The organism is Thermoplasma acidophilum DSM 1728, from assembly GCF_000195915.1.
In the GTDB taxonomy this organism is placed as follows: domain Archaea; phylum Thermoplasmatota; class Thermoplasmata; order Thermoplasmatales; family Thermoplasmataceae; genus Thermoplasma; species Thermoplasma acidophilum.
On record NC_002578.1, the window covers coordinates 1,146,114 to 1,164,447 of the forward strand.

Annotated in this window: 22 protein-coding genes; 14 read left to right on the top strand and 8 right to left on the bottom strand. The window is 47.1% G+C overall.

The window, feature by feature from the left end:
* Positions 1-76: 76 nt before the first annotated feature.
* A complete protein-coding gene (agl3, locus tag TA_RS05555; protein WP_010901484.1) occupies positions 77-1,246 on the top strand; it encodes a UDP-sulfoquinovose synthase in 1,170 nt (389 codons plus the stop codon).
* A 2-nt stretch (positions 1,247-1,248) separates the two neighbouring features.
* Here agl3 and TA_RS05560 read toward each other — a convergent pair whose 3' ends face one another.
* Positions 1,249-1,992 carry a nucleotidyltransferase family protein gene (locus tag TA_RS05560; protein ID WP_010901485.1) on the bottom strand — a complete coding sequence of 248 codons (744 nt, stop codon included), beginning with the start codon at positions 1,990-1,992 and terminating at the stop codon, positions 1,249-1,251.
* Positions 1,993-2,070: 78 nt separating this feature from the next.
* Between TA_RS05560 and TA_RS05565 the strand changes: the two genes are divergently transcribed.
* The 5 genes from TA_RS05565 to cobS all read left to right on the top strand — a co-directional run bounded on the left by TA_RS05565 (position 2,071) and on the right by cobS (position 6,524).
* Positions 2,071-3,297 (top strand): phosphoglycerate kinase, encoded by a 1,227-nt coding sequence (locus TA_RS05565; protein ID WP_010901486.1) that lies wholly within the window; start codon positions 2,071-2,073, stop codon positions 3,295-3,297.
* A gap of 3 nt (positions 3,298-3,300) precedes the next feature.
* Positions 3,301-3,693, top strand: coding sequence for a prefoldin subunit alpha (gene pfdA, locus TA_RS05570; RefSeq protein WP_010901487.1), 393 nt, complete (start codon positions 3,301-3,303; stop codon positions 3,691-3,693).
* A 6-nt stretch (positions 3,694-3,699) separates the two neighbouring features.
* Positions 3,700-4,566 carry a signal recognition particle-docking protein FtsY gene (gene ftsY / locus TA_RS05575; RefSeq protein ID WP_010901488.1) on the top strand — a complete coding sequence of 289 codons (867 nt, stop codon included), beginning with the start codon at positions 3,700-3,702 and terminating at the stop codon, positions 4,564-4,566.
* A 129-nt stretch (positions 4,567-4,695) separates the two neighbouring features.
* The gene (locus TA_RS05580) at positions 4,696-5,760 is read left to right on the top strand and encodes a pyridoxal phosphate-dependent aminotransferase (protein ID WP_010901489.1); all 1,065 of its coding nucleotides are present in this window, start codon (positions 4,696-4,698) and stop codon (positions 5,758-5,760) included.
* Positions 5,757-6,524 (top strand): adenosylcobinamide-GDP ribazoletransferase, encoded by a 768-nt coding sequence (gene cobS, locus TA_RS05585; protein WP_010901490.1) that lies wholly within the window; start codon positions 5,757-5,759, stop codon positions 6,522-6,524. Before TA_RS05580 ends, cobS begins: the two co-directional genes overlap by 4 nt.
* On the opposite strand, the gene cgi121 is transcribed toward cobS, so the two are convergent.
* The 6 genes from cgi121 to TA_RS05615 all read right to left on the bottom strand — a co-directional run bounded on the left by cgi121 (position 6,467) and on the right by TA_RS05615 (position 12,545).
* Positions 6,467-6,799: a KEOPS complex subunit Cgi121 gene (gene cgi121, locus TA_RS05590; RefSeq protein ID WP_156778529.1), complete on the bottom strand. Its 333-nt coding sequence runs from the start codon at positions 6,797-6,799 to the stop codon at positions 6,467-6,469. The two genes, cobS and cgi121, sit on opposite strands and share 58 nt — an antisense overlap.
* An 82-nt stretch (positions 6,800-6,881) precedes the next feature.
* Positions 6,882-8,855 carry an ATP-dependent protease LonB gene (gene lonB / locus TA_RS05595; protein WP_010901491.1) on the bottom strand — a complete coding sequence of 658 codons (1,974 nt, stop codon included), beginning with the start codon at positions 8,853-8,855 and terminating at the stop codon, positions 6,882-6,884.
* Positions 8,856-9,014: 159 nt separating this feature from the next.
* Complete coding sequence (locus TA_RS05600) at positions 9,015-9,356, bottom strand: putative transcriptional regulator (RefSeq protein WP_010901492.1); 342 nt, start codon at positions 9,354-9,356, stop codon at positions 9,015-9,017.
* A gap of 49 nt (positions 9,357-9,405) precedes the next feature.
* The gene (locus TA_RS05605; RefSeq protein ID WP_241761816.1) at positions 9,406-10,683 is read right to left on the bottom strand and encodes an NfeD family protein; all 1,278 of its coding nucleotides are present in this window, start codon (positions 10,681-10,683) and stop codon (positions 9,406-9,408) included.
* Positions 10,684-10,722: 39 nt separating this feature from the next.
* The gene (locus TA_RS05610) at positions 10,723-11,208 is read right to left on the bottom strand and encodes a YbhB/YbcL family Raf kinase inhibitor-like protein (RefSeq protein ID WP_010901494.1); all 486 of its coding nucleotides are present in this window, start codon (positions 11,206-11,208) and stop codon (positions 10,723-10,725) included.
* A 104-nt stretch (positions 11,209-11,312) separates the two neighbouring features.
* Complete coding sequence (locus TA_RS05615) at positions 11,313-12,545, bottom strand: MDR family MFS transporter (RefSeq protein ID WP_010901495.1); 1,233 nt, start codon at positions 12,543-12,545, stop codon at positions 11,313-11,315.
* Between the two features lie 126 nt (positions 12,546-12,671).
* Here TA_RS05615 and TA_RS05620 point away from each other — a divergent pair, with 126 nt between their 5' ends.
* From TA_RS05620 to TA_RS05655, 8 genes are all read left to right on the top strand, one after another.
* Positions 12,672-13,199: a nucleotide exchange factor GrpE gene (locus tag TA_RS05620; protein WP_010901496.1), complete on the top strand. Its 528-nt coding sequence runs from the start codon at positions 12,672-12,674 to the stop codon at positions 13,197-13,199.
* 6 nt (positions 13,200-13,205) lie between these two features.
* A complete protein-coding gene (gene dnaK / locus TA_RS05625; protein WP_010901497.1) occupies positions 13,206-15,047 on the top strand; it encodes a molecular chaperone DnaK in 1,842 nt (613 codons plus the stop codon).
* 16 nt (positions 15,048-15,063) lie between these two features.
* Complete coding sequence (gene dnaJ, locus TA_RS05630; protein ID WP_010901498.1) at positions 15,064-16,161, top strand: molecular chaperone DnaJ; 1,098 nt, start codon at positions 15,064-15,066, stop codon at positions 16,159-16,161.
* Between the two features lie 125 nt (positions 16,162-16,286).
* The gene (locus tag TA_RS05635) at positions 16,287-16,865 is read left to right on the top strand and encodes a DNA-directed RNA polymerase (RefSeq protein WP_010901499.1); all 579 of its coding nucleotides are present in this window, start codon (positions 16,287-16,289) and stop codon (positions 16,863-16,865) included.
* The gene (spt4, locus tag TA_RS05640; RefSeq protein WP_010901500.1) at positions 16,862-17,056 is read left to right on the top strand and encodes a transcription elongation factor subunit Spt4; all 195 of its coding nucleotides are present in this window, start codon (positions 16,862-16,864) and stop codon (positions 17,054-17,056) included. The genes TA_RS05635 and spt4 overlap by 4 nt, the downstream gene beginning before the upstream one ends.
* Positions 17,034-17,534, top strand: a complete 501-nt coding sequence (locus tag TA_RS05645; protein WP_052295728.1) for a GTP-dependent dephospho-CoA kinase family protein — start codon at positions 17,034-17,036, stop codon at positions 17,532-17,534. Before spt4 ends, TA_RS05645 begins: the two co-directional genes overlap by 23 nt.
* A gap of 11 nt (positions 17,535-17,545) precedes the next feature.
* Positions 17,546-17,845 (top strand): 30S ribosomal protein S24e, encoded by a 300-nt coding sequence (locus TA_RS05650; RefSeq protein WP_048162385.1) that lies wholly within the window; start codon positions 17,546-17,548, stop codon positions 17,843-17,845.
* A 9-nt stretch (positions 17,846-17,854) separates the two neighbouring features.
* Complete coding sequence (locus TA_RS05655) at positions 17,855-18,022, top strand: 30S ribosomal protein S27ae (protein ID WP_010901503.1); 168 nt, start codon at positions 17,855-17,857, stop codon at positions 18,020-18,022.
* Here the strand turns inward: TA_RS05655 and TA_RS05660 are convergent.
* Entirely contained in the window at positions 18,017-18,319 is a 303-nt protein-coding gene (locus TA_RS05660) for a DUF2175 family protein (protein ID WP_010901504.1), read from the bottom strand. The genes TA_RS05655 and TA_RS05660 overlap by 6 nt on opposite strands.
* Positions 18,320-18,334 lie beyond the last annotated feature (15 nt).

Genomic DNA, 18,334 nt, shown 5'->3' on the forward strand with positions numbered 1-18,334 from the left:
GGCAGATGTATCCTTTTTCATGCATTAGCCATAAACATGATAAAAGATTTTTAACCTCTGTAAAATTCTATCTCGAATGAAAATATTGATAATGGGTATAGACGGATATATTGGCTTTCCGCTGGCTATGAGGCTCCTGAACCGGGGGCATCAGGTGTACGGCCTTGACAACTATATAACGAGAAGGCGTGTTTCAAAGGTCGGTTCTGATTCTGCACTTCCGATACTATCGTTCCATGAAAGAAATAGGAGGCTGAAAAGGCATTTTGGACATCAGATACCGTTCTTCTATGGCGATGCGTCCAATCCGGATTTTGTGTACAAGGTGATCGAAAAAATTAGGCCGGATGCGGTTGTGCATCTGGCTGAACAGAGATCCGCACCGTACTCCATGATAGGCCTCAGAGAGGCAAACGAGACCATGGTGAAGAACATTACAAGCACGATGAATCTCATATATGCCATAAAGGACATTGTACCGGAGGCGCACATCCTGAAGCTTGGCACCATGGGCGAATATGGCACTCCGAACATAGACATTCCAGAGGGGTTTTTCGAGATCGAGTACAATGGAAGAAGGGATGTGCTACCTTTCCCTAAGAACGCCGGATCGTGGTATCACTGGACAAAGGTTCACGATTCAAACAATCTCATGTTCGCGAACCGTGTCTGGAACCTGGCGGTGACCGATGTAATGCAGGGTGTCGTTTACGGAACGAAGACGCAGGAGATTGATGAAACAGGCCTGTACACAAGGTTCGATATTGACGAGGTTTATGGAACTGCCCTCAACAGATTCACCGCCGAGGCTATAATCGATATGCCTCTCACAGTGTACGGAAAGGGCGGCCAGACGCGCGGGTTCCTGTCTTTGAACGACAGCATTCAGTGCCTGACGCTTGCACTTGAGAAACCTCCAAAGGCTGGAGAATACAGGGTTCTAAATCAGTTCGACGAGAAATACAGTGTGGGACAGCTGGCTGAGATGGTTCAGAGGATATTCGAAAATGAGTACGGAAAGAGGCCCGAAATTGCACACCTGGACAATCCAAGGGTAGAAAAGGAGGAACATTACTACAATCCAGAGCACCGGAAGCTCGAAGAAATGGGCTACAGGAGGACGAAGATCATTGAAGAAGAGATAGTGGATGCCATATCAGATCTTTCAAAATTTAGAGACAGGATATATAACCTCAGGGGCACGCTTATGCCTAAGACATTCTGGAAGCTGTCAGCGTACAATTGATGCTATTTCTTAAAATCCCCTGTTTTTGCCCTTTCTCTGGCAAAACTGTATGTCCTGTTAACCACGTCAACATAGCTGGATACCTGGCCGACGCTTATCCATTCATCCTTCCTTATCATTCTGGCTTCTGTTTTCACTCCAGCCTTTATTGTTGCATCTATGGCAGGCGTGAGCTCCGACTCCTTCCGATCTATATCTATATGATCGAATATTGAAGGATCGAGGACATAGAAGGCGGCCAGCGCCAGGTTTGATGGAGGCTTTTCAGGCTTTTCCCTTACCCCGACCACTTTATCTCCGGACATTTCCAGAACACCGTATTTTCTTGGATCATCAACCTGAAATGCCACGAGGAGGTTACCGCCCTTAAAGCTGTGCACTATGGTGTTCTCAACATCAGGATCAAGAAGCATCCCATCTCCTGCATTCAGCACGAATGGAGAATCCATGTGATCCCTTGCGAGGTATACCGCATATCCATAACCCCTTCGTTCCCGCTGTTCAATTATGTGGAGGTCGGGATAGCTCTCTTCTATAAATTTTTTGGTAACGCCATCCTCATGATCGAGAACCACATATATGTTATCAATACCCGCATACTTCATACGGTAAATGACGGCATCGAGCATGGGCCTTATGACCATTTGACCGTCCCTTTCATCGTAAACGGAAAAGATCTCTTTTCTGTAATATTTTGAAGCCATTGAGCGCGTACCGAGGCCGGCCGCCGTTATCAGGCCATCCATCCTGACTGTATCGTGTCTCAATTTATTAATCATGCCGATTTTCAGCAATAAATTTAATAACCGGGCATATTCACTACTATGGATGAGTTCTTCTTGATGAATTCTTTCGATCTTGCGGGAAAAACAGTATACTTGAGGGTGGATATAAATGCACCCGTCAATCCGCTGACCGGTGAGATAATGGGTATTGACAGGTTCAGGGCCCACATAGACACGATAAGGAATTTGAGAAATTCCAAGGTCGTCATAGTTGCCCATCAGAGCAGACCTGGAAAGGACGATTTTATCTCACTCAGACAGCATGCACAGATACTTTCGCACCTTCTCAACAAGAGGGTGCAGTTCGTGGATCAGCTCTTCGGAAGCCAGGTCAACAGGGCGGTATCCGAAATGTCAGATGGGGACATAGTGATGCTGGAGAATTCAAGGTTTTATTCGGAGGAGGTTGACCTAACCACGATCGAAAGCATGGAATCATCAAACATAGTGAGAAGCCTGTCTCCGCTGTTTGACTACTTCATCATAGATGCCTTTGCTGCAATACACAGGGCACAGACAACTCTAGTTGGATTCCACAGGATAAAACCAAACATAGCCGGCACTCTCATAGAAAGGGAGGTCAGCATGATAGAACGATTCAGAAAGATAAGGGAAAAGCCGAAGATTGCAATACTTGGCGGGGCTAAGATAGAGGATTCAATAGCAGTCTCGGAGAACTTCCTATCTAGAGGGTTCGTGGATAAAATTCTAACTGGCGGAGTCGTTGCCAACGCTTTCCTGTGGGCATCCGGATTTGATATAGGAAAAAAGAACAGGGAATTCATAATGAAGAATAACGGAGATTACGAAAAGCTGCTCGACAAATGCAGGGCAATCCTTTCAAAATACGGAGATAAACTGGTTATGCCGACGGATTTCGTGATGAATCCATCGGGTCAGAGGATATCGATAAACGAGAAGATCCCGGACGACCAGATACTGGCTGACATAGGGCTGGATACCATTGTAGAATATTCCGAGATAATTGACGGAGCAAGGGCCATATTCATGAATGGACCTATGGGTATGTACGAAATAGAGGATTATTCTTCCGGTACCAGGGAAGTGTTCACCGCTGTTGCACATTCCAAGGCATTCAAGCTTGCAGGAGGCGGACACACGCTCAGCGCCCTTGACAAACTAGGTCTGACCAAGATGATCGATCATGCATCCACCGGAGGTGGTGCGTTGATAAGCTATTTAAGTGGTGAAACAATGCCTGTCCTTGAGGCATTGAAGGAAAGCAAAAAGCTGTTTGAGGGATGAATTATGGCCAGAGATGTTGAAGCTCAGTTGAATTATATCGAATCGCTTATATCATCCGTTGATTCACAGATCGATACCCTGAACAAGGCGATGATTGAGGTGCAGAGCACCATAGACCTTCTGTCCAACGGCGATCTTGCCAGCAGCCCGGAGAAGCTCATTTCAATAGGATCTGGACTCTTCGCCAAGGGCAACATAACTATTGATGAGGATCTCATCGTTCCAATTGGTTCCGGGATATACGTTGCTGAGACAAAGGAAAGATCCGTGGAGAGGCTGAAGAAAAACCTTGAGGATATAAAGGCCTCGATACAGAAGCTCCTGGATCAGAGGAAAACGCTTGTTGATCAGTACAACACAGTCTACGCCACAGAGGCAACGAGAAATGTGAAATGATGGCATATGTTCGAAAAGCTGAAAAAGAAATTTGCTGAAATATTTCACCGTAAAAAGATCGATCCGGACGAGGTGGCGGATGAAATACCGCTCAAGCTTGTAGAAGCTGATGTGTCCCTCGAAGCTGCAGAGGATCTGGCATCACTTGTCCGGAATAAACTGAAGGAGGATACCACCCTGGATCCAAATGAGGTTCTCTCATCATCCATACTGGAGATGATGCCGGAATACAAGTTCGATGTACTTAATGTGAATAAGAAACCGTTCGTGGTGCTGTTCCTGGGTATAAACGGAACCGGCAAAACCACAACCATTGGAAAGTTTGCCCATTATCTCAAGCGCAACGGCAAAAGCGTCGTCATTGCAGCAGCTGATACGTTTCGGGCCGGTGCGATCGAACAGATATCGCTCATAGGCAGGGAGGCAGGAACAGAAGTCATCAGGCACGACAGGGGGAGCGATCCTTCTTCTGTCGCTTTTGACGCGATAGAGCATGCCAGGGCCAGAAACATAGACTACGTTCTGATAGACACTGCTGGCAGAATGAATACCAACAAGAACCTCCTTGATGAGATGAAGAAGATAAAGAGGGTTTCGAAGCCTGATCTTACCCTGCTCGTGATCGATGCTGTTTCCGGCCAGGACTCGGTGAACCAGGCCAGGATGTTTGAGGAGAACGTCGGATACGATGGCGTTATAGTAACTAAACTTGATACTGATGCCAGAGGCGGCTCAATACTCTCCATATATCATGACCTGAAAAAGCCAGTACTTTTCGTATGTACCGGGCAGGGCCTGGATGATATAATGCCTTTTGACAGGAACTGGTACGTTCGCAAGCTTATACCTGAGCCAGAGAACGAGACGGCATGAAACAATGATGTTGGCCGCCATAATAACGGCGCGAAGAGATGAATTCAGCATTGCCTCTGGCGATTGAAATAAAAAGGACAGTTTTTTAAATTGTGCTCAACAAACAAATTCTTTTTATCCATTCTGCAGATGTTGCAGTACAGAAGTTCAAAGATGATCTCCATGGAGATTGTGGAATTCAAATGGCTGAAGTTCCTCGATAGATACCGTTCTATGGCGAAGCACAACCTTTCGAACAGTGGAATGCCGGAGCCAGACCTCCGAAGCATGGGCATAGACACGAGATATGAGAGCTATCTGAATGAGATGGTAGATCTTGATGCAGCCCTGCGGGATACCGTGGCAAGAAGATACGGTGTCGATAGGGACAACGTCATAATAACGAACGGTGGTACCGAGGCAATCTTCCTGGCCTCCGCTTTCATCAGCGCCAGTTCCGAAGTGATCGCAGTACCCTCTCCTGAATACGAGCCGATATTCATCGTTCCAGAATCGCTCGATAGAAGGGTAAGAAGGGTAAAGCTTGAGAAGATAGGCCAGGCCGAGAAAAACAGCGAAAGCCTTGCCCTCAGCCTCCCAAATAACCCAACGGGAAAATACGGAGACATCGCAGATCTGGTCAGGGATGCAGGAAGAACGTACCGCTACGTATACATAGACGAAACGTTCCACGATTTCACGGATGATAGGGGCTCATCGCTTTACGATGGTTCAAAGAACCTTATAGTATCCAACACGATGACGAAATTTTACGGGTTGAGCAGTCTCAGAGTTGGCTGGATAGTTTCCGATAAGGAGAACATAGATGCCATCAGGAGAATAAAGGATCTCACAACCATAAACAATGCGCGGTTTTCCCTGTTTCTGGCCAGGCAGGCAATTGAAAAGTGGGACAGGTTCAGGGAAAGGACGCACAGCATCGTCAGGAAAAATGCCGACATTGCCAGGAAGGAACTATCTGACTTCGGTTTCTATTCAGACGAATATGAGGGTGCACCGTTCATGTTCGTCGGTGACGGAAGGTTCGATTCGGAGATGATGGCTTCCAAAGCCATCAGTGGCTATGGCGTGCTCGTTGCGCCTGGATCCTACTTCGGACTGGACGGGTATCTGCGCGTCTGTTTGACTGCGCTGGACGCAAGGGAAGATATAGCGGCATTCAGGGAATTTGCTGAGAAAGAGTTAGGGAAATGAAGGGTCTCAGGTCTGCCTTTTCCTTCTTCACCATAATACCGATAAAGTCTGAACTGGATGAACACCTTATAGCCTACGTGCCGCTTGTTGCACTTTTTGATGCGGCTCTGGCTGCCTCCCTTTACGTTGCAATTTACGGGATCTCAAAACTCCTGGCTTCATTCATTTCAGTATCGGCCATCTACATTGTCAACGGCCTGAACCACGTTGATGCGGTAGCGGACGCGGGCGACGCGATGATGATAAGAAACAGGTCCAGGATCAGGGAGGTGTTTGAGGATCACGATGTGGGGGCCGGCGGCGTCTTCACACTCATCTTCGTATACCTTCTGGCCCTGATCTCCCTTTCCAGCATGGATCTTTACATCGGGATTTTTTCCATTATACTGGCAGAATTCTTATCGAAGTCGATGATGATGATAACGCTCCACAGATCCAGGCCTTTGTTTCAGGGCATTGGAAGTCTGTTCATAGACCTGTACAGAAAGCATGATTCGCTGTATACCGTGGAATTCGTGGTCATACCCATTGTACTCGCTCTTCTCTCTCGTGCGTCTATAATGATATCCGTTGCACTTGCGTTTCTCATCTTTATAATAGTTAAGATGGCGGTAATTCGCAGATTCGGAGGCATAAACGGAGATCTTGCCGGTTTCATTGGCGAGCTTGGAAGATCGATCTTCCTTATGATCTCGCTAATCATGGCTCAGTCAAGCGTACTGTCCACGTATGACATCCTTTCAAAGATCATGTCATCACTGTGATCGGCCGGAATCGATGCCTGAGTCTCCGATACTTCTGGAAATTGCGAAATAAAGTCACTTATATCGGATTCATCCTCATAGACCAGCGCAAATGACCTGTCCCCAGCAGAAACCCCGCATTTTTTTATGGCGTCCTGTATCTGATCGCACCCGCAAAGATACATCAGTATCAGTATACCGACATCCCTGATCCTGCTACCATTTTCTGAACGCCTTATGGCCCTTTCCATGGCTGATTCAAGAGCGGAAATTGAAGCTATACAGTCCAGTTTCACAGGTTGAAATACAGAACGCCTGGATCTTACAAATTTGATTATGCTGGAAATATCCGTATCTTTGCAATAAAAAAATTTTGTTTTAAGCTGCATTATTTCCTGCTCTTGTGGTTGCTGGAGTGGCTGGCCTCTGCGGCTTTATGATCTTGGCCGCGTTGATCAGGTTTGATATCCTGTCAAAGAGCTTCTCCTTTTCGGGCGAATTGACAAGAGCAACTCTCAGTACGTCCTCGATGGTCTTTGCAGGTATGATCTCTATCTTGTTCACATGATCTGCATCCAGTATTATATCGCTGTAATTCAGTTCTGGGACGATGACCTTGTTCAGACCTGCTTCTATAGCTGCCTCAACCTTTGCGGTTACGCCGCCAACCGGTAGAACATCACCCCTGACGCTGAGTGATCCCGTCATGGCAACGCTCTGATCCACTGGTATGTTCTCTATCGCTGAGATAACTGCAGTGGCTATTGATACGCTGGCTGAGTCTCCTTCAACTCCCTCGTAAGTTCCAACGAACTGTATGTGAATATCCATATTGGATATGTCCTTTCCTGTCAACTTCTTGAATACCGCCGATACGTTGAGCACAGCTTCCTTGGCAATATCTCCGAGCTTTCCGGTAGCTATTATGTTTCCAGCACCCTTGTGTTCGGCCGGGGTGACCTCTGCAACTATTGGCAGAACTACACCGGTATATTCAGACATGCCGGTATCCGCACCAACAACAGCCAGGCCGTTTACCATTCCCACAACGCTGCCCTCTGTCCTGAATGTTTTGTATATCTTCTTTATCTCAATGGACCTGTCAGCTATCTGCTGCTCCAGAGGCTTCGCTAGGTTCTTAGCGGCTATTACATCGGCTGCTGTAACGACAGTTTTCTTCTGCGATACTGCTATATCTCCGGCTACCCTGACGAGTCCGCCCAGCTCCCTGAGCCTCAAGGTCAGCTTGTTCCTCCTTCCGGATCTCTTCTGAGCTTCCTTTATAACTTCTATTATGGCTGACTTGTCAAAGTGCGGTATCTTCTTGTCCTTTTCAACTTCCTGTGCTATGAACTGAACGAGCTTTCTCCTGTTCTCGTCGTTGTCATCCATGTAATCGTTCACAACGACCTCATAACCGTATCCGCGTATCCTTGACCTGAGCGCAGGGTGCATATTTCTTATCGCATCATAGTTTCCGGCAGCAACGAGTACAAAGTCGCATGGCACAGGTTCTGTCTGCACCATGGCGCCTGCACTGCGCTCGCTCTGGCCTGAAATCGGGTACTTCTTTTCCTGCAGTGCAGTAAGTATTGCCTGCTGATCCTCGGGCCTGAGAAGGTTTATCTCATCTATGAATAGGACACCCTTGTGGGCCTTGTGTATGTTGCCCGCCTCAACCCTCTCATGGGCTGGGGTCTCCAAGCCCCCGGACTGGAAAGGATCATGCCTGACATCTCCCAGCAGGGCACCCGAATGCGCTCCAGTAGAATCAACGAATGGAGGTTTGTCGTTCGGGTTATGGGAAACGAGCAGTTTCGGTACCATGGCCCTCTCGTTTCTTATCACAGGGTTGAAGGCCATGGCCATGTACAGGAAGGCCGCGGCCATTATGGCAAAGAATATCAGAGTTATGGAACGAAGAACTATTGCAGCTATTATACCCAGCAATACAACTGAGAATATCACAAACATTATGCTTCTGGATCTGTCCCTTTTCTCCCTCTCCGCCTTGATCTGGTACTGTCTAACGATCTCCTTGCCCTTCCCTGCAGGGACAGTTTTGATCTTTGGCTTGTTTGGATCTTCCGGATTTGGAAAAACGAGAATATCCTCCAGTTCACTCTTGGGCAGGAAATCAACCATTGACTGTGCAAGCATCGATTTTCCAGTACCCGGCTCTCCTATCAGGATCACGTGCCTCCTCTGAAGGGCGGCTTTTTTAACGATCTCGCCGGCCTGATCCTGCCCGATGACCTGATCAAAAAGGAGTTTAGGCACATGGATATCTTTGGTTGTCTCTATGTCAAGTTTATTGACCCACTCCTCGACGCTCTCAATGTTTTCTTCCACAACTTCATAATCAAAATTTCATAAATAAGCCTTTCCTAAATTAGAACGTTTAAAATGTCGCCCTATGTGAAATCAAAAGTCCAGTATAATACGCAAAAAAACAATGAACAAATTTTCGCAAAATTAGTTCGGAAATAAAATGGAAGCGGCCTAGAAGGATCAGCCAATTTCCACAGTGTAAACCTTCTTATCGCTGAACATGTTCTTCATATTTCGTACTTCCTCAACTATCTCTGGATTGATCTTGAAGTACTTGAAACCGTTCTTGGACTGCTCTACGATCACAAGTCCAAGCCCTATGAGGCTCTCCTCACCAGTGTACCTGACTCCAAGTCCCTCAAGACACCCCTTAACATTCGAGGGGTCCGACTTAACAGCTCTCGATATCTCCGACAAGTAGGATCTGTAAGGGTATATGGAGAGAAGATAGAAGAGGACCTTTCTCCTCAGTTCACTCCTGTTCAATGACCTTAATATGTTCCCGTCGACTATCGGTTCCATAAATGAAGATGACATAAACAGTATTTAAATTTTTTTGGTATATACACCGTCACTTGATCCTCAGCTGTTCGTCCTCTTGCTTTTCCACGATTAGTATTAATCCGTCTCTACCAACGATCTTGACCCTGGAACCCTTGGGTATTCGGGATCCGTTCGAAGATCTTGCCTGCCATTCTATGCCGTCAACCGAAACCCAGCCCTTTTCATCTATACCCTCCACGGCGTATCCCATCTTTCCGATGAGGGATTCGGCACCGGTCCATTTTCCCCTGAATTTAAATGTGCGCACTATCCTTCTTATGTAGAAGGCGAGAAATCCGGCAACGATCACTATTAGTATAGATGTTAGAAGATCGAATGTTGTGAATGGCGACGGAGAATAACCTGGATTTGATGAATAGTACGGTGAGGCGAGAAGAAACGTACCGATCAGACCGACAACAACTCCAGATAGAAGGGCGAAGCCGTGGCCCATCTTGGCCTCCAGTATAATAAGGACAGAACCCATGAGCAACAGCAGCACACCAACCAATGAAGCTGATATCAACTGAAGGCCAAGGAAGCCGAGTATAAGCAGAGTTATGCCGGCAATCGTCAGAACCACACTCCCGTGATAGATATCAAGCATTATGGCTACGAAACCAAGCAATATAAATATTCCGTCAACGTAAGCGTTACTCAGAAAGCTGAGAAAGTTATCGTATGCTGAGGGATAAACCGACACCTGCGGATAGGATGATAGGGATAATGAAGCCAGTGCCTTATCAAGGGAACCGTATATCCCATTTATGAGATGTATTCTGTACGCCTCCGTATCATTGTAAGCCGTATTGTTGCTCACCATTGAGTACGCCGCAGTGGTATTTCTTCCGTGTTCCGCAGCTAAACTGACCATGTACTGTTCCATGGCACTTGTGGTGTGCTGCTGCTCCAGCGATGTTCCGCCCACAACAATGGGTGTGGAAGGCCCTATATACGTCCCATTGGCCATGAAGATGTAATCCGTGGCCATGGCAACATAGGATCCTGCAGAAGCTGCCATGGCGTTCTGCGGTACATAGGTGATGGTTATTATACCCCTTGATTCTGCGCTTGTTATGGATGATACCATCTGTATCATATTTTCCAGTTCACCGCCGGGCGTATTCATATCTATGACCACTGCTGCGGTTGTGGTGTTTGATATGGAATTCATTGTGCTGGTGATCATGGCGGCGGAACCTGCATCTATCTCTTCGTCGAGGTATATCACAACCACGTTCTTCTGCGGCTGTGCCTGAGAATCAGCCGCTATACTTACCAGTAATAGGAGTAAAAATACCGCCATAACTGCTATGATGAATGGGCGATGCATCAGTATAATAAATCAATGCTTCCTTAAATATGTACCCATATATTCGGCCTGCCCCAGCACATGGCCCCTGACAGCATTATCGAAGTCTTTCCGCTTCATTCCGGCCTTTGTAAGAGTTGTGTCCAGAGCAAGCACCTTGAAATAATATCTGTGGGGCTTTCCTGGCGGAGGGCATGGACCTCCATAGCCCTTATTCCCAAAATCATTAACTCCACTTAACACGCCAGTCTGCTTAAGAATTGAAGAATCTATAACCTTTACCGAAGTGGGAATATTGTAGATGATACAGTGGGTGAATAGGCCCGACGGAGCATCCGGATCATCCACGATCAGCGCAAGACTTTTCGTTCCTGATGGAAATCCCTCTACAGCTATAGCTGGCATCCTGTCTTCTCCATCGCATGTGTATTCAACGGGTATCTGAGACCCCTTACCAAAACCCTCAACCTTGACCTCCATACAATCAACCTCTGCCTGATCACTATATGACCTATTCATGTATTTATCATTATATTATTCTTTGCAAAAGCACCGAACGTTTTGAACGATAGATTGGACAGCGCATCACTTCAAACGTTTTAACACGCATTATGAACTTGCCTTCAGGCTCGATTTGTAGTTCCTGTCGCCGGGGCTGTCCTCCTCAGAAAACTGTTGCCCATGAATATATAGGCCAGGGCAGTCATGAGCGTGGCGGCTGCGATTGAAACCCAGAACGTGAGAGTGGATGCCCGCAGCAGATACAGAAAGTAGAGGCCAAATATGGTTCCAAAGAACCTTCCGAAGCTCGTGAGAAGGTTATAGGATCCTATGTATGTACCCTTCTTTTCTGGAGGAGCAAGCGTTGTTATTATGGTCTGTGTAGTCGGAGCCATAAAATCCTCCCCTATTGTGAATATGAGCATGGCAATCAGGAAGTATTCAAATGTTCCATTGAAGGCCAGTACAACGAAACCGGCTGCGTAGAATATGGTGCCTATGCCTCTCCAGAACACCGCGTTCATCCTGGAAGACATTAGCCTGAGAATTGGCATCTGCAGTGCGATTACGGCCAGCCCATTGACGGAGTATATCAGGCCTATATCAATCAAGGGAAGGGATTTCAGATCGAAGGCGTAAACGGTCATTGTCGGGCCATTTTGCCTCAGCGTGAACCCGAGCACCACGCCGACTATCGTGAAGAGAAAGAAAAACCGGTCTGTCTTGAATATCCTGAGCTTTATCTCCTCCTTTCTGAAGCTGCTGATCGCGTATGTTTCCTTTACGTTGAAGTACAGTATGAGAAGTTCTCCCACAGTGAGAACAGAGGCCAGTATAAAGATATAAGAGAAGCTTATCGAACTGAGAATGCCTCCTATGAGTGGACCCACTGCAGCCCCAAGATTTGCAAGTATCCTTATGAGCGTGTATCCGGAGAGCCTCTGACTGAGGCTGGTTATATCGGCCACGGCTGCCTCTATTGCCGGGTACTGGAGAGAGTTCAGTATTATTGTGCCGTACCAGGGCATTACCAGATAGATGAAGCTGAGGTGAAAGAAGACCGCCACAAACATCAGGAAATAGAGTATGCTTGCCGGTATTGGTATTATTATGAGAAATGCCCTTCTGCCAATTCTGTCTGTCCATTTTCCGGAATAGTACTGTACTATGGCCATCACAATGGCAGAAGATCCGAGGATCAAGCCGGTTATGAGAAAGGAGATATGATAGACACTGATGAATATCAGAGGCAGAAATATGAATGCAGATACTCTCCCCGAGGCACGTATGAACCTTGAAATGCCCAGATAGAGAACCCTCCTATCCAGGCCACTGAAACCATATGAATAAGCCATTATCTATAGGCTGATTACTTTCTATCTCTTAACCTCTTCCACCATTAATAATGCATCCGCCGTTCATTGATAATTGAGATCACTATTCCAACTATCTTTATATAGAAGAACAAATATACCTGATAGATGCAGCCAACACCGTCGGAATATGCAAGGACTCCAGTGAGGATCGAAATGCAAAGAAGCAAGGAAAGAAATAGCATGGTTTATAAAGAGATGTACAATGATGCCCAGAGAAAATATTCAGAAGCACTTGACAGGATATCGAAGCTTACGGATGCATATCTGCGTGAGAAGGCCGAAGTGGAGAACTTCATAAAGATCAAAGACCGCGAAGTTGAGATGTCAAAGAAGAACGCCAATGAAAAATTGCTTAAGGACTTTCTGCCAGTGCTTGATTCGATCGATGCTGCGATACAGGCAGAAAAGGATAACAACCTGATAAGGATCAGGGATCAGATGCTTGGCGTGCTCTCCAGATATGGCCTGAAACCAATCAAAGCAGAGGGGAGCAAGTTTGATCCATACCTGCATGAGGTTGTCGGAGTCACGGCCGATGGTGAAGACGGCATGGTCAAATATGAAGTTCAGAGAGGGTATACCCTTAACGATGGGGTGCTCCGCACTTCGAAGGTAATCGTTGTCAAAAGGTGATGATGTATGTCAAAGATAATTGGTATTGATCTGGGTACAAGCAATTCTGCTGCTGCAGTTGTGATATCGGGGAAGCCAACCGTGATCCCAAGCTCGGAGGGGGTATCGATAGGAGGCAAGGCTTTCCCCAGCTATGTCGCATTTACGAAGGATGGGCAGATGCTTGTGGGCGAACCTGCGAGGAGACAGGCTCTACTCAATCCAGAAGGCACCATATTCGCAGCAAAGAGAAAGATGGGTACAGATTACAAGTTCAAGGTTTTTGATAAGGAGTTCACGCCTCAGCAGATCTCTGCATTCATACTTCAGAAGATAAAAAAGGATGCTGAGGCCTTCCTCGGCGAACCAGTGAATGAAGCTGTTATAACTGTGCCCGCTTATTTCAATGATAATCAGAGGCAGGCAACCAAAGATGCCGGTACAATAGCTGGCTTCGATGTTAAGAGGATAATAAATGAACCAACAGCCGCTGCACTCGCCTATGGTGTAGATAAGAGCGGGAAATCCGAAAAGATCCTCGTTTTCGATCTCGGAGGGGGAACTCTGGATGTTACGATAATGGATTTCGGTGATGGCGTTTTCCAGGTGCTTTCAACATCCGGCGACACACGGCTTGGAGGTACTGACATGGACGAGGCCATCGTCAACTATATAGCCGATGACTTCCAGAAGAAGGAGGGCATAGACCTCAGAAAGGATCGATCCGCCTACATAAGGCTGAGGGATGCGGCTGAAAAGGCCAAGATAGAACTTTCAACTACGCTCTCAACAGATATCGATCTGCCGTACATAACGGTAACAAACAGCGGGCCAAAACACATAAAGATGACGCTCACAAGGGCAAAGCTAGAAGAGCTCATATCTCCAATAGTTGAGAGGGTGAAAGGCCCGATAGACAAGGCTCTTGAAGGCGCAAAGCTCAAGAAAACCGAGATCACAAAGCTGCTATTCGTGGGCGGGCCGACCAGGATACCATATGTTAGGAAATATGTTGAGGATTACCTTGGCATAAAGGCCGAGGGTGGAGTGGACCCGATGGAAGCTGTGGCCATCGGTGCTGCAATACAGGGCGCAGTCCTAAAGGGAGAGATAAAAGACATCGTTCTGCTGGATGTGACCCCGCTCACGCTCAGCGTTGAAACGCTTGGTGGCATCGCAACCCCGATAATTCCTGCAAACACCACCATACCGGTGAGAAAGAGCCAGATATTTACGACAGCTGAGGACATGCAGACAACGGTCACCATACACGTGGTGCAGGGTGAGAGGCCGCTCGCGAAGGATAACGTTTCGCTGGGTATGTTCAATCTTACCGGAATAGCGCCGGCCCCAAGGGGCGTTCCACAGATAGAGGTGACGTTCGATATCGACTCAAACGGCATTCTGAACGTGACCGCGGTGGACAAGGCTACTGGAAAGAAGCAGGGTATAACGATAACGGCTTCCACGAAGCTCTCCAAAGAGGAGATAGAGAGGATGAAGAAAGAAGCCGAGCAATACGCTGAGCAGGACAGAAAGGCGAAGGAACAGATAGAACTGCTAAACAATGCAGAGTCTTTAGCTTACAGTGTTGAGAAGACGCTGAACGATGCTGGAGACAAGGTGGACAAGGAGACTAAGGAAAGGCTGACCAACGAGGTAAAGGATCTGAGAAAGGCCATAGAGGAGAAGAACACGGAGAACGTAAAGACGCTGATGGACAAGCTGTCAAAGGACATACAGGAAGTCGGGGCCAAGATGTACCAGCAGGCTTCAGCGAACACCCAGCAGAGTGCACAGTCAAACAGCCAGAATTCGGGATCGTCTGATGGTAAGACCGTGGATGCTGAATACAAGGAAAAAAGCTGATTAAAAGAACGATAAGATGGCAAAGGACTACTATAAGATACTGGGCGTGGACAGGAATGCCACAGACGAGGAGATAAAGAAGGCTTTCAGGGAGCTTGCCAAAAAGTGGCATCCTGACCTACATCCAGAGAACAAGCAGGAGGCAGAGGAAAAATTCAAAGAGATCAGTGAGGCATACGAGGTGCTGTCTGATCCGCAGAAGAGGAGGATGTACGATCAGACAGGCACCGTTGACTTCGGTGCTGGAGGCCAGAACTTCAACTGGGACAACTTCACGCATTACAGCGATCTGAATGATATATTCAACGACATATTTGGAGGCAACTTCGCCTCCGATTTCTTCTCAGGTTTTGGTAGGGGACAGCGTGAGGAACAGTACGATCTGGATCTCTACACGAACCTTGACATAACACTGGAAGATGCCTATTACGGCACTGAAAAGAGGATAAAGTACAGACGCAATGCCATGTGCCCTGACTGCAATGGAACTGGAGCCAAGAATGGCAAACTGATAACGTGCCCAACATGCAATGGAACCGGACAGCAGAGGATAGTCAGAGGCCAGGGATTTTTCAGGATGGTCACGGTTACAACATGCCAGACCTGCGGTGGCAGGGGCAGGATACCGGAAGAGAAGTGCCCGAGATGCAATGGTACTGGAACGGTGGTCGTCAATGAAGACATATCCGTGAAGATCCCAAAGGGAGCCACCGACAATCTGAGGCTCAGGGTTCAGGGCAAGGGACAGTCATACAATGGCCGGACTGGAGATCTGTACGTTGTTTTACGTGTCAGGAATGACAGGAATGTGCAGAGGATAAATGACGATCTTATGATTGACCAGAAAATAAATTTCGCTCAGGCTGCGCTTGGAGATACAATAGAGGTAAATCTTTTCAGGGAAAAATACAGCCTCAAGATACCCGAAGGGACACAACCGGGCGAAGTCCTCAGGATCAAGGGTGCAGGAATGCCCCATCTAAACGGTCATGGCAGTGGCGATCTCCTTGTCCGCGTCAACGTGGAGGTACCGAAGAGGCTCACGCAAAAACAGAAGGATCTGATAAGGGAGATATTCGATATAAAGGAAAACCACAGATCATGGTTTCACTGAGTACCACATTTGAAAATACATTGAAGACAAAATTAATTATTATGTTAGTTATATCACTGAAGCTTTGATGGTTGTAAAGAATATTGCATCTTCATTCATGAATATGAATATTGTGAGGGATAATCGTGTACATGTTGGTTGAGGACAAATATATAGCCAGGGTTCCGCCCGAGATGCTGGGCGAGGATTATGATGTCGCGGTCAGAGAAGTCACCAAGAGATCTCTTGAGGGGCGCCTGGTGGACGTGATCAATGAGAAAACTTCCCAGAATGAAGGGAAATACCTGGTCATATCGGTTCTCTATACTGAATCGATAGGTGAAGGTACCATAGTCCATGGAGATGGGGGCGTGTATCAGGAGGTCAAATACCGTGCCCTGGTATATTACCCCGAGATGCAGGAGATAGTTGACGGTGAAGTTGTCAGTGTACAGAAATTCGGCGCATTCATCAAATTTTCCTCCTTCGAGGGACTTCTGCACATAAGTCAGATAATGGATGACCGTATCGACATAGATCTGGAAAACAAGAGGTTTATAGGAAAGGAAACGAAGAGGGATCTCAAGGTTGGGGATCGCGTGCGTGTCAGGATAGTAGCAATGAATCTTGCGTCATCATCCATATCGGACAGCAAGATCGGCTTCACAATGAAGCAGGTCGGCCTTGGAAAGCTGGACTGGCTGGCTAAGGAGGCGTCACAATGAAGGTACAGTACAGAGCATGCAAGAAATGCAAGAGACTGACACCCGAAAAGACATGCCCCGTGCACGGCGACGAGAAGACAACAACCGAATGGTTTGGATTTCTTCTGATAACTGAACCCGAGCTTTCTGCCATAGCCAAGAGAACCGGGATAACAGAGCCTGGTATGTATGCTATCAAGGTCAGGCAGTAAATTCATAGTGACAGAGAGCGCAAGGCAGAAGATAAAGGGCAGAAACGGCAGAGTTGTTGATCCTGATGAGGTAAGGGATCTCTCAGTGGATCATCCTGTCGCTGCCGTTGGAGATGTGACGGCTTATAACCTGAGGAAGGTTAACGCAAGGGTTCTGCTTGAGATCGTCGACCTGAGGACAAAGAGGAGCGACCTGCTTTTTGCCCATGAGGAGGGTAGCATAGTGATAAGGAATGACCCTGGAACCATATCCTTTGACCTCATAAGGGCCATACAGTCGGCACTTTTAAGCGATAAGAAGACCAGGATAGAGGTGATCGGCGAAGAGGATCTGGCAGTGCTTCCGATAATTTATTATGCCGATCTGGATACGGTCATTGCCTATGGCATACCCGATGTCGGTATGGCCATTCTGACTGTGGACTTCGACCTGAAGTGCCATGTCTGCGAAGTTCTCAGCGAGATGGCCATTGCTTGAAGGTGAATGGTATGGTGGATCTGATAATCAAGGAAAAAAGAGATAATCCCATCCTGAAGAGGAAGGAGATAAAGTACGTCCTGAAATTCGACAGCAGCAGGACCCCGTCAAGGGAGGAGATAAAGGAACTTATAGCGAAGCATGAAGGCGTTGACAAGGAACTCGTTATAGTGGATAACAACAAACAGCTGACAGGAAAGCACGAAATAGAGGGATATACAAAGATATACGCCGATAAGCCAAGCGCAATGCTGTATGAACCGGACTATGAGCTAATAAGGAATGGATTGAAGCAGAAAGAGGCAAAATGAGGGGTCCTGATGCAGAAGAGAGAACTTTATGAAATAGCAGATGGAAAACTCGTGAGGAAACACAGGTTCTGCCCAAGGTGCGGTCCAGGCGTTTTCCTAGCTGAACACGCCGATCGTTATTCCTGCGGAAGGTGTGGATATACAGAGTTCAAAAAGGCAAAGAAAAGTAAATCATAATTCTTCTATCTTTTTCGTTATATCTCCGGCAAGTTTCTCATAGGCCTGTATGCTCTGGCGTTTTGCCTCAGCAGCCGCTTCTTTTTCTGCCTGTACGCTCATGGCGTTAAGAAGCCCCTGAAGGCTGTAATCCAGAAGCATTGCAAGTGTCCTGAATTCTTCAGCCTTGTCCTGCCCAATCTGCTGGCGCTTTGATGACACGTAGCAGTCATAATGAACCGATCCCTTCTTTGTGAACGTAAACTTCTCGCCAGTCTTCACTGAATTGTTGCAGACATAGCATTTAAATTCTGCCATGCGCCTGGATTACCT

What these genes read in the sequence shown, in the direction of transcription:
- agl3 (WP_010901484.1), top strand. Translation starts at nt 77, where the DNA reads ATGAAAATATTGATAATGGGTATAGACGGATATATTGGCTTTCCGCTG.
- TA_RS05560 (WP_010901485.1), bottom strand. Translation starts at nt 1,992, where the DNA reads ATGGATGGCCTGATAACGGCGGCCGGCCTCGGTACGCGCTCAATGGCT.
- TA_RS05565 (WP_010901486.1), top strand. Translation starts at nt 2,071, where the DNA reads ATGGATGAGTTCTTCTTGATGAATTCTTTCGATCTTGCGGGAAAAACA.
- pfdA (WP_010901487.1), top strand. Translation starts at nt 3,301, where the DNA reads ATGGCCAGAGATGTTGAAGCTCAGTTGAATTATATCGAATCGCTTATA.
- ftsY (WP_010901488.1), top strand. Translation starts at nt 3,700, where the DNA reads ATGTTCGAAAAGCTGAAAAAGAAATTTGCTGAAATATTTCACCGTAAA.
- TA_RS05580 (WP_010901489.1), top strand. Translation starts at nt 4,696, where the DNA reads ATGTTGCAGTACAGAAGTTCAAAGATGATCTCCATGGAGATTGTGGAA.
- cobS (WP_010901490.1), top strand. Translation starts at nt 5,757, where the DNA reads ATGAAGGGTCTCAGGTCTGCCTTTTCCTTCTTCACCATAATACCGATA.
- TA_RS05600 (WP_010901492.1), bottom strand. Translation starts at nt 9,356, where the DNA reads ATGGAACCGATAGTCGACGGGAACATATTAAGGTCATTGAACAGGAGT.
- TA_RS05605 (WP_241761816.1), bottom strand. Translation starts at nt 10,683, where the DNA reads ATGGCGGTATTTTTACTCCTATTACTGGTAAGTATAGCGGCTGATTCT.
- TA_RS05610 (WP_010901494.1), bottom strand. Translation starts at nt 11,208, where the DNA reads ATGAATAGGTCATATAGTGATCAGGCAGAGGTTGATTGTATGGAGGTC.
- TA_RS05615 (WP_010901495.1), bottom strand. Translation starts at nt 12,545, where the DNA reads ATGGCTTATTCATATGGTTTCAGTGGCCTGGATAGGAGGGTTCTCTAT.
- TA_RS05620 (WP_010901496.1), top strand. Translation starts at nt 12,672, where the DNA reads ATGCAGCCAACACCGTCGGAATATGCAAGGACTCCAGTGAGGATCGAA.
- dnaK (WP_010901497.1), top strand. Translation starts at nt 13,206, where the DNA reads ATGTCAAAGATAATTGGTATTGATCTGGGTACAAGCAATTCTGCTGCT.
- dnaJ (WP_010901498.1), top strand. Translation starts at nt 15,064, where the DNA reads ATGGCAAAGGACTACTATAAGATACTGGGCGTGGACAGGAATGCCACA.
- spt4 (WP_010901500.1), top strand. Translation starts at nt 16,862, where the DNA reads ATGAAGGTACAGTACAGAGCATGCAAGAAATGCAAGAGACTGACACCC.
- TA_RS05645 (WP_052295728.1), top strand. Translation starts at nt 17,034, where the DNA reads ATGCTATCAAGGTCAGGCAGTAAATTCATAGTGACAGAGAGCGCAAGG.
- TA_RS05650 (WP_048162385.1), top strand. Translation starts at nt 17,546, where the DNA reads ATGGTGGATCTGATAATCAAGGAAAAAAGAGATAATCCCATCCTGAAG.
- TA_RS05655 (WP_010901503.1), top strand. Translation starts at nt 17,855, where the DNA reads ATGCAGAAGAGAGAACTTTATGAAATAGCAGATGGAAAACTCGTGAGG.
- TA_RS05660 (WP_010901504.1), bottom strand. Translation starts at nt 18,319, where the DNA reads ATGGCAGAATTTAAATGCTATGTCTGCAACAATTCAGTGAAGACTGGC.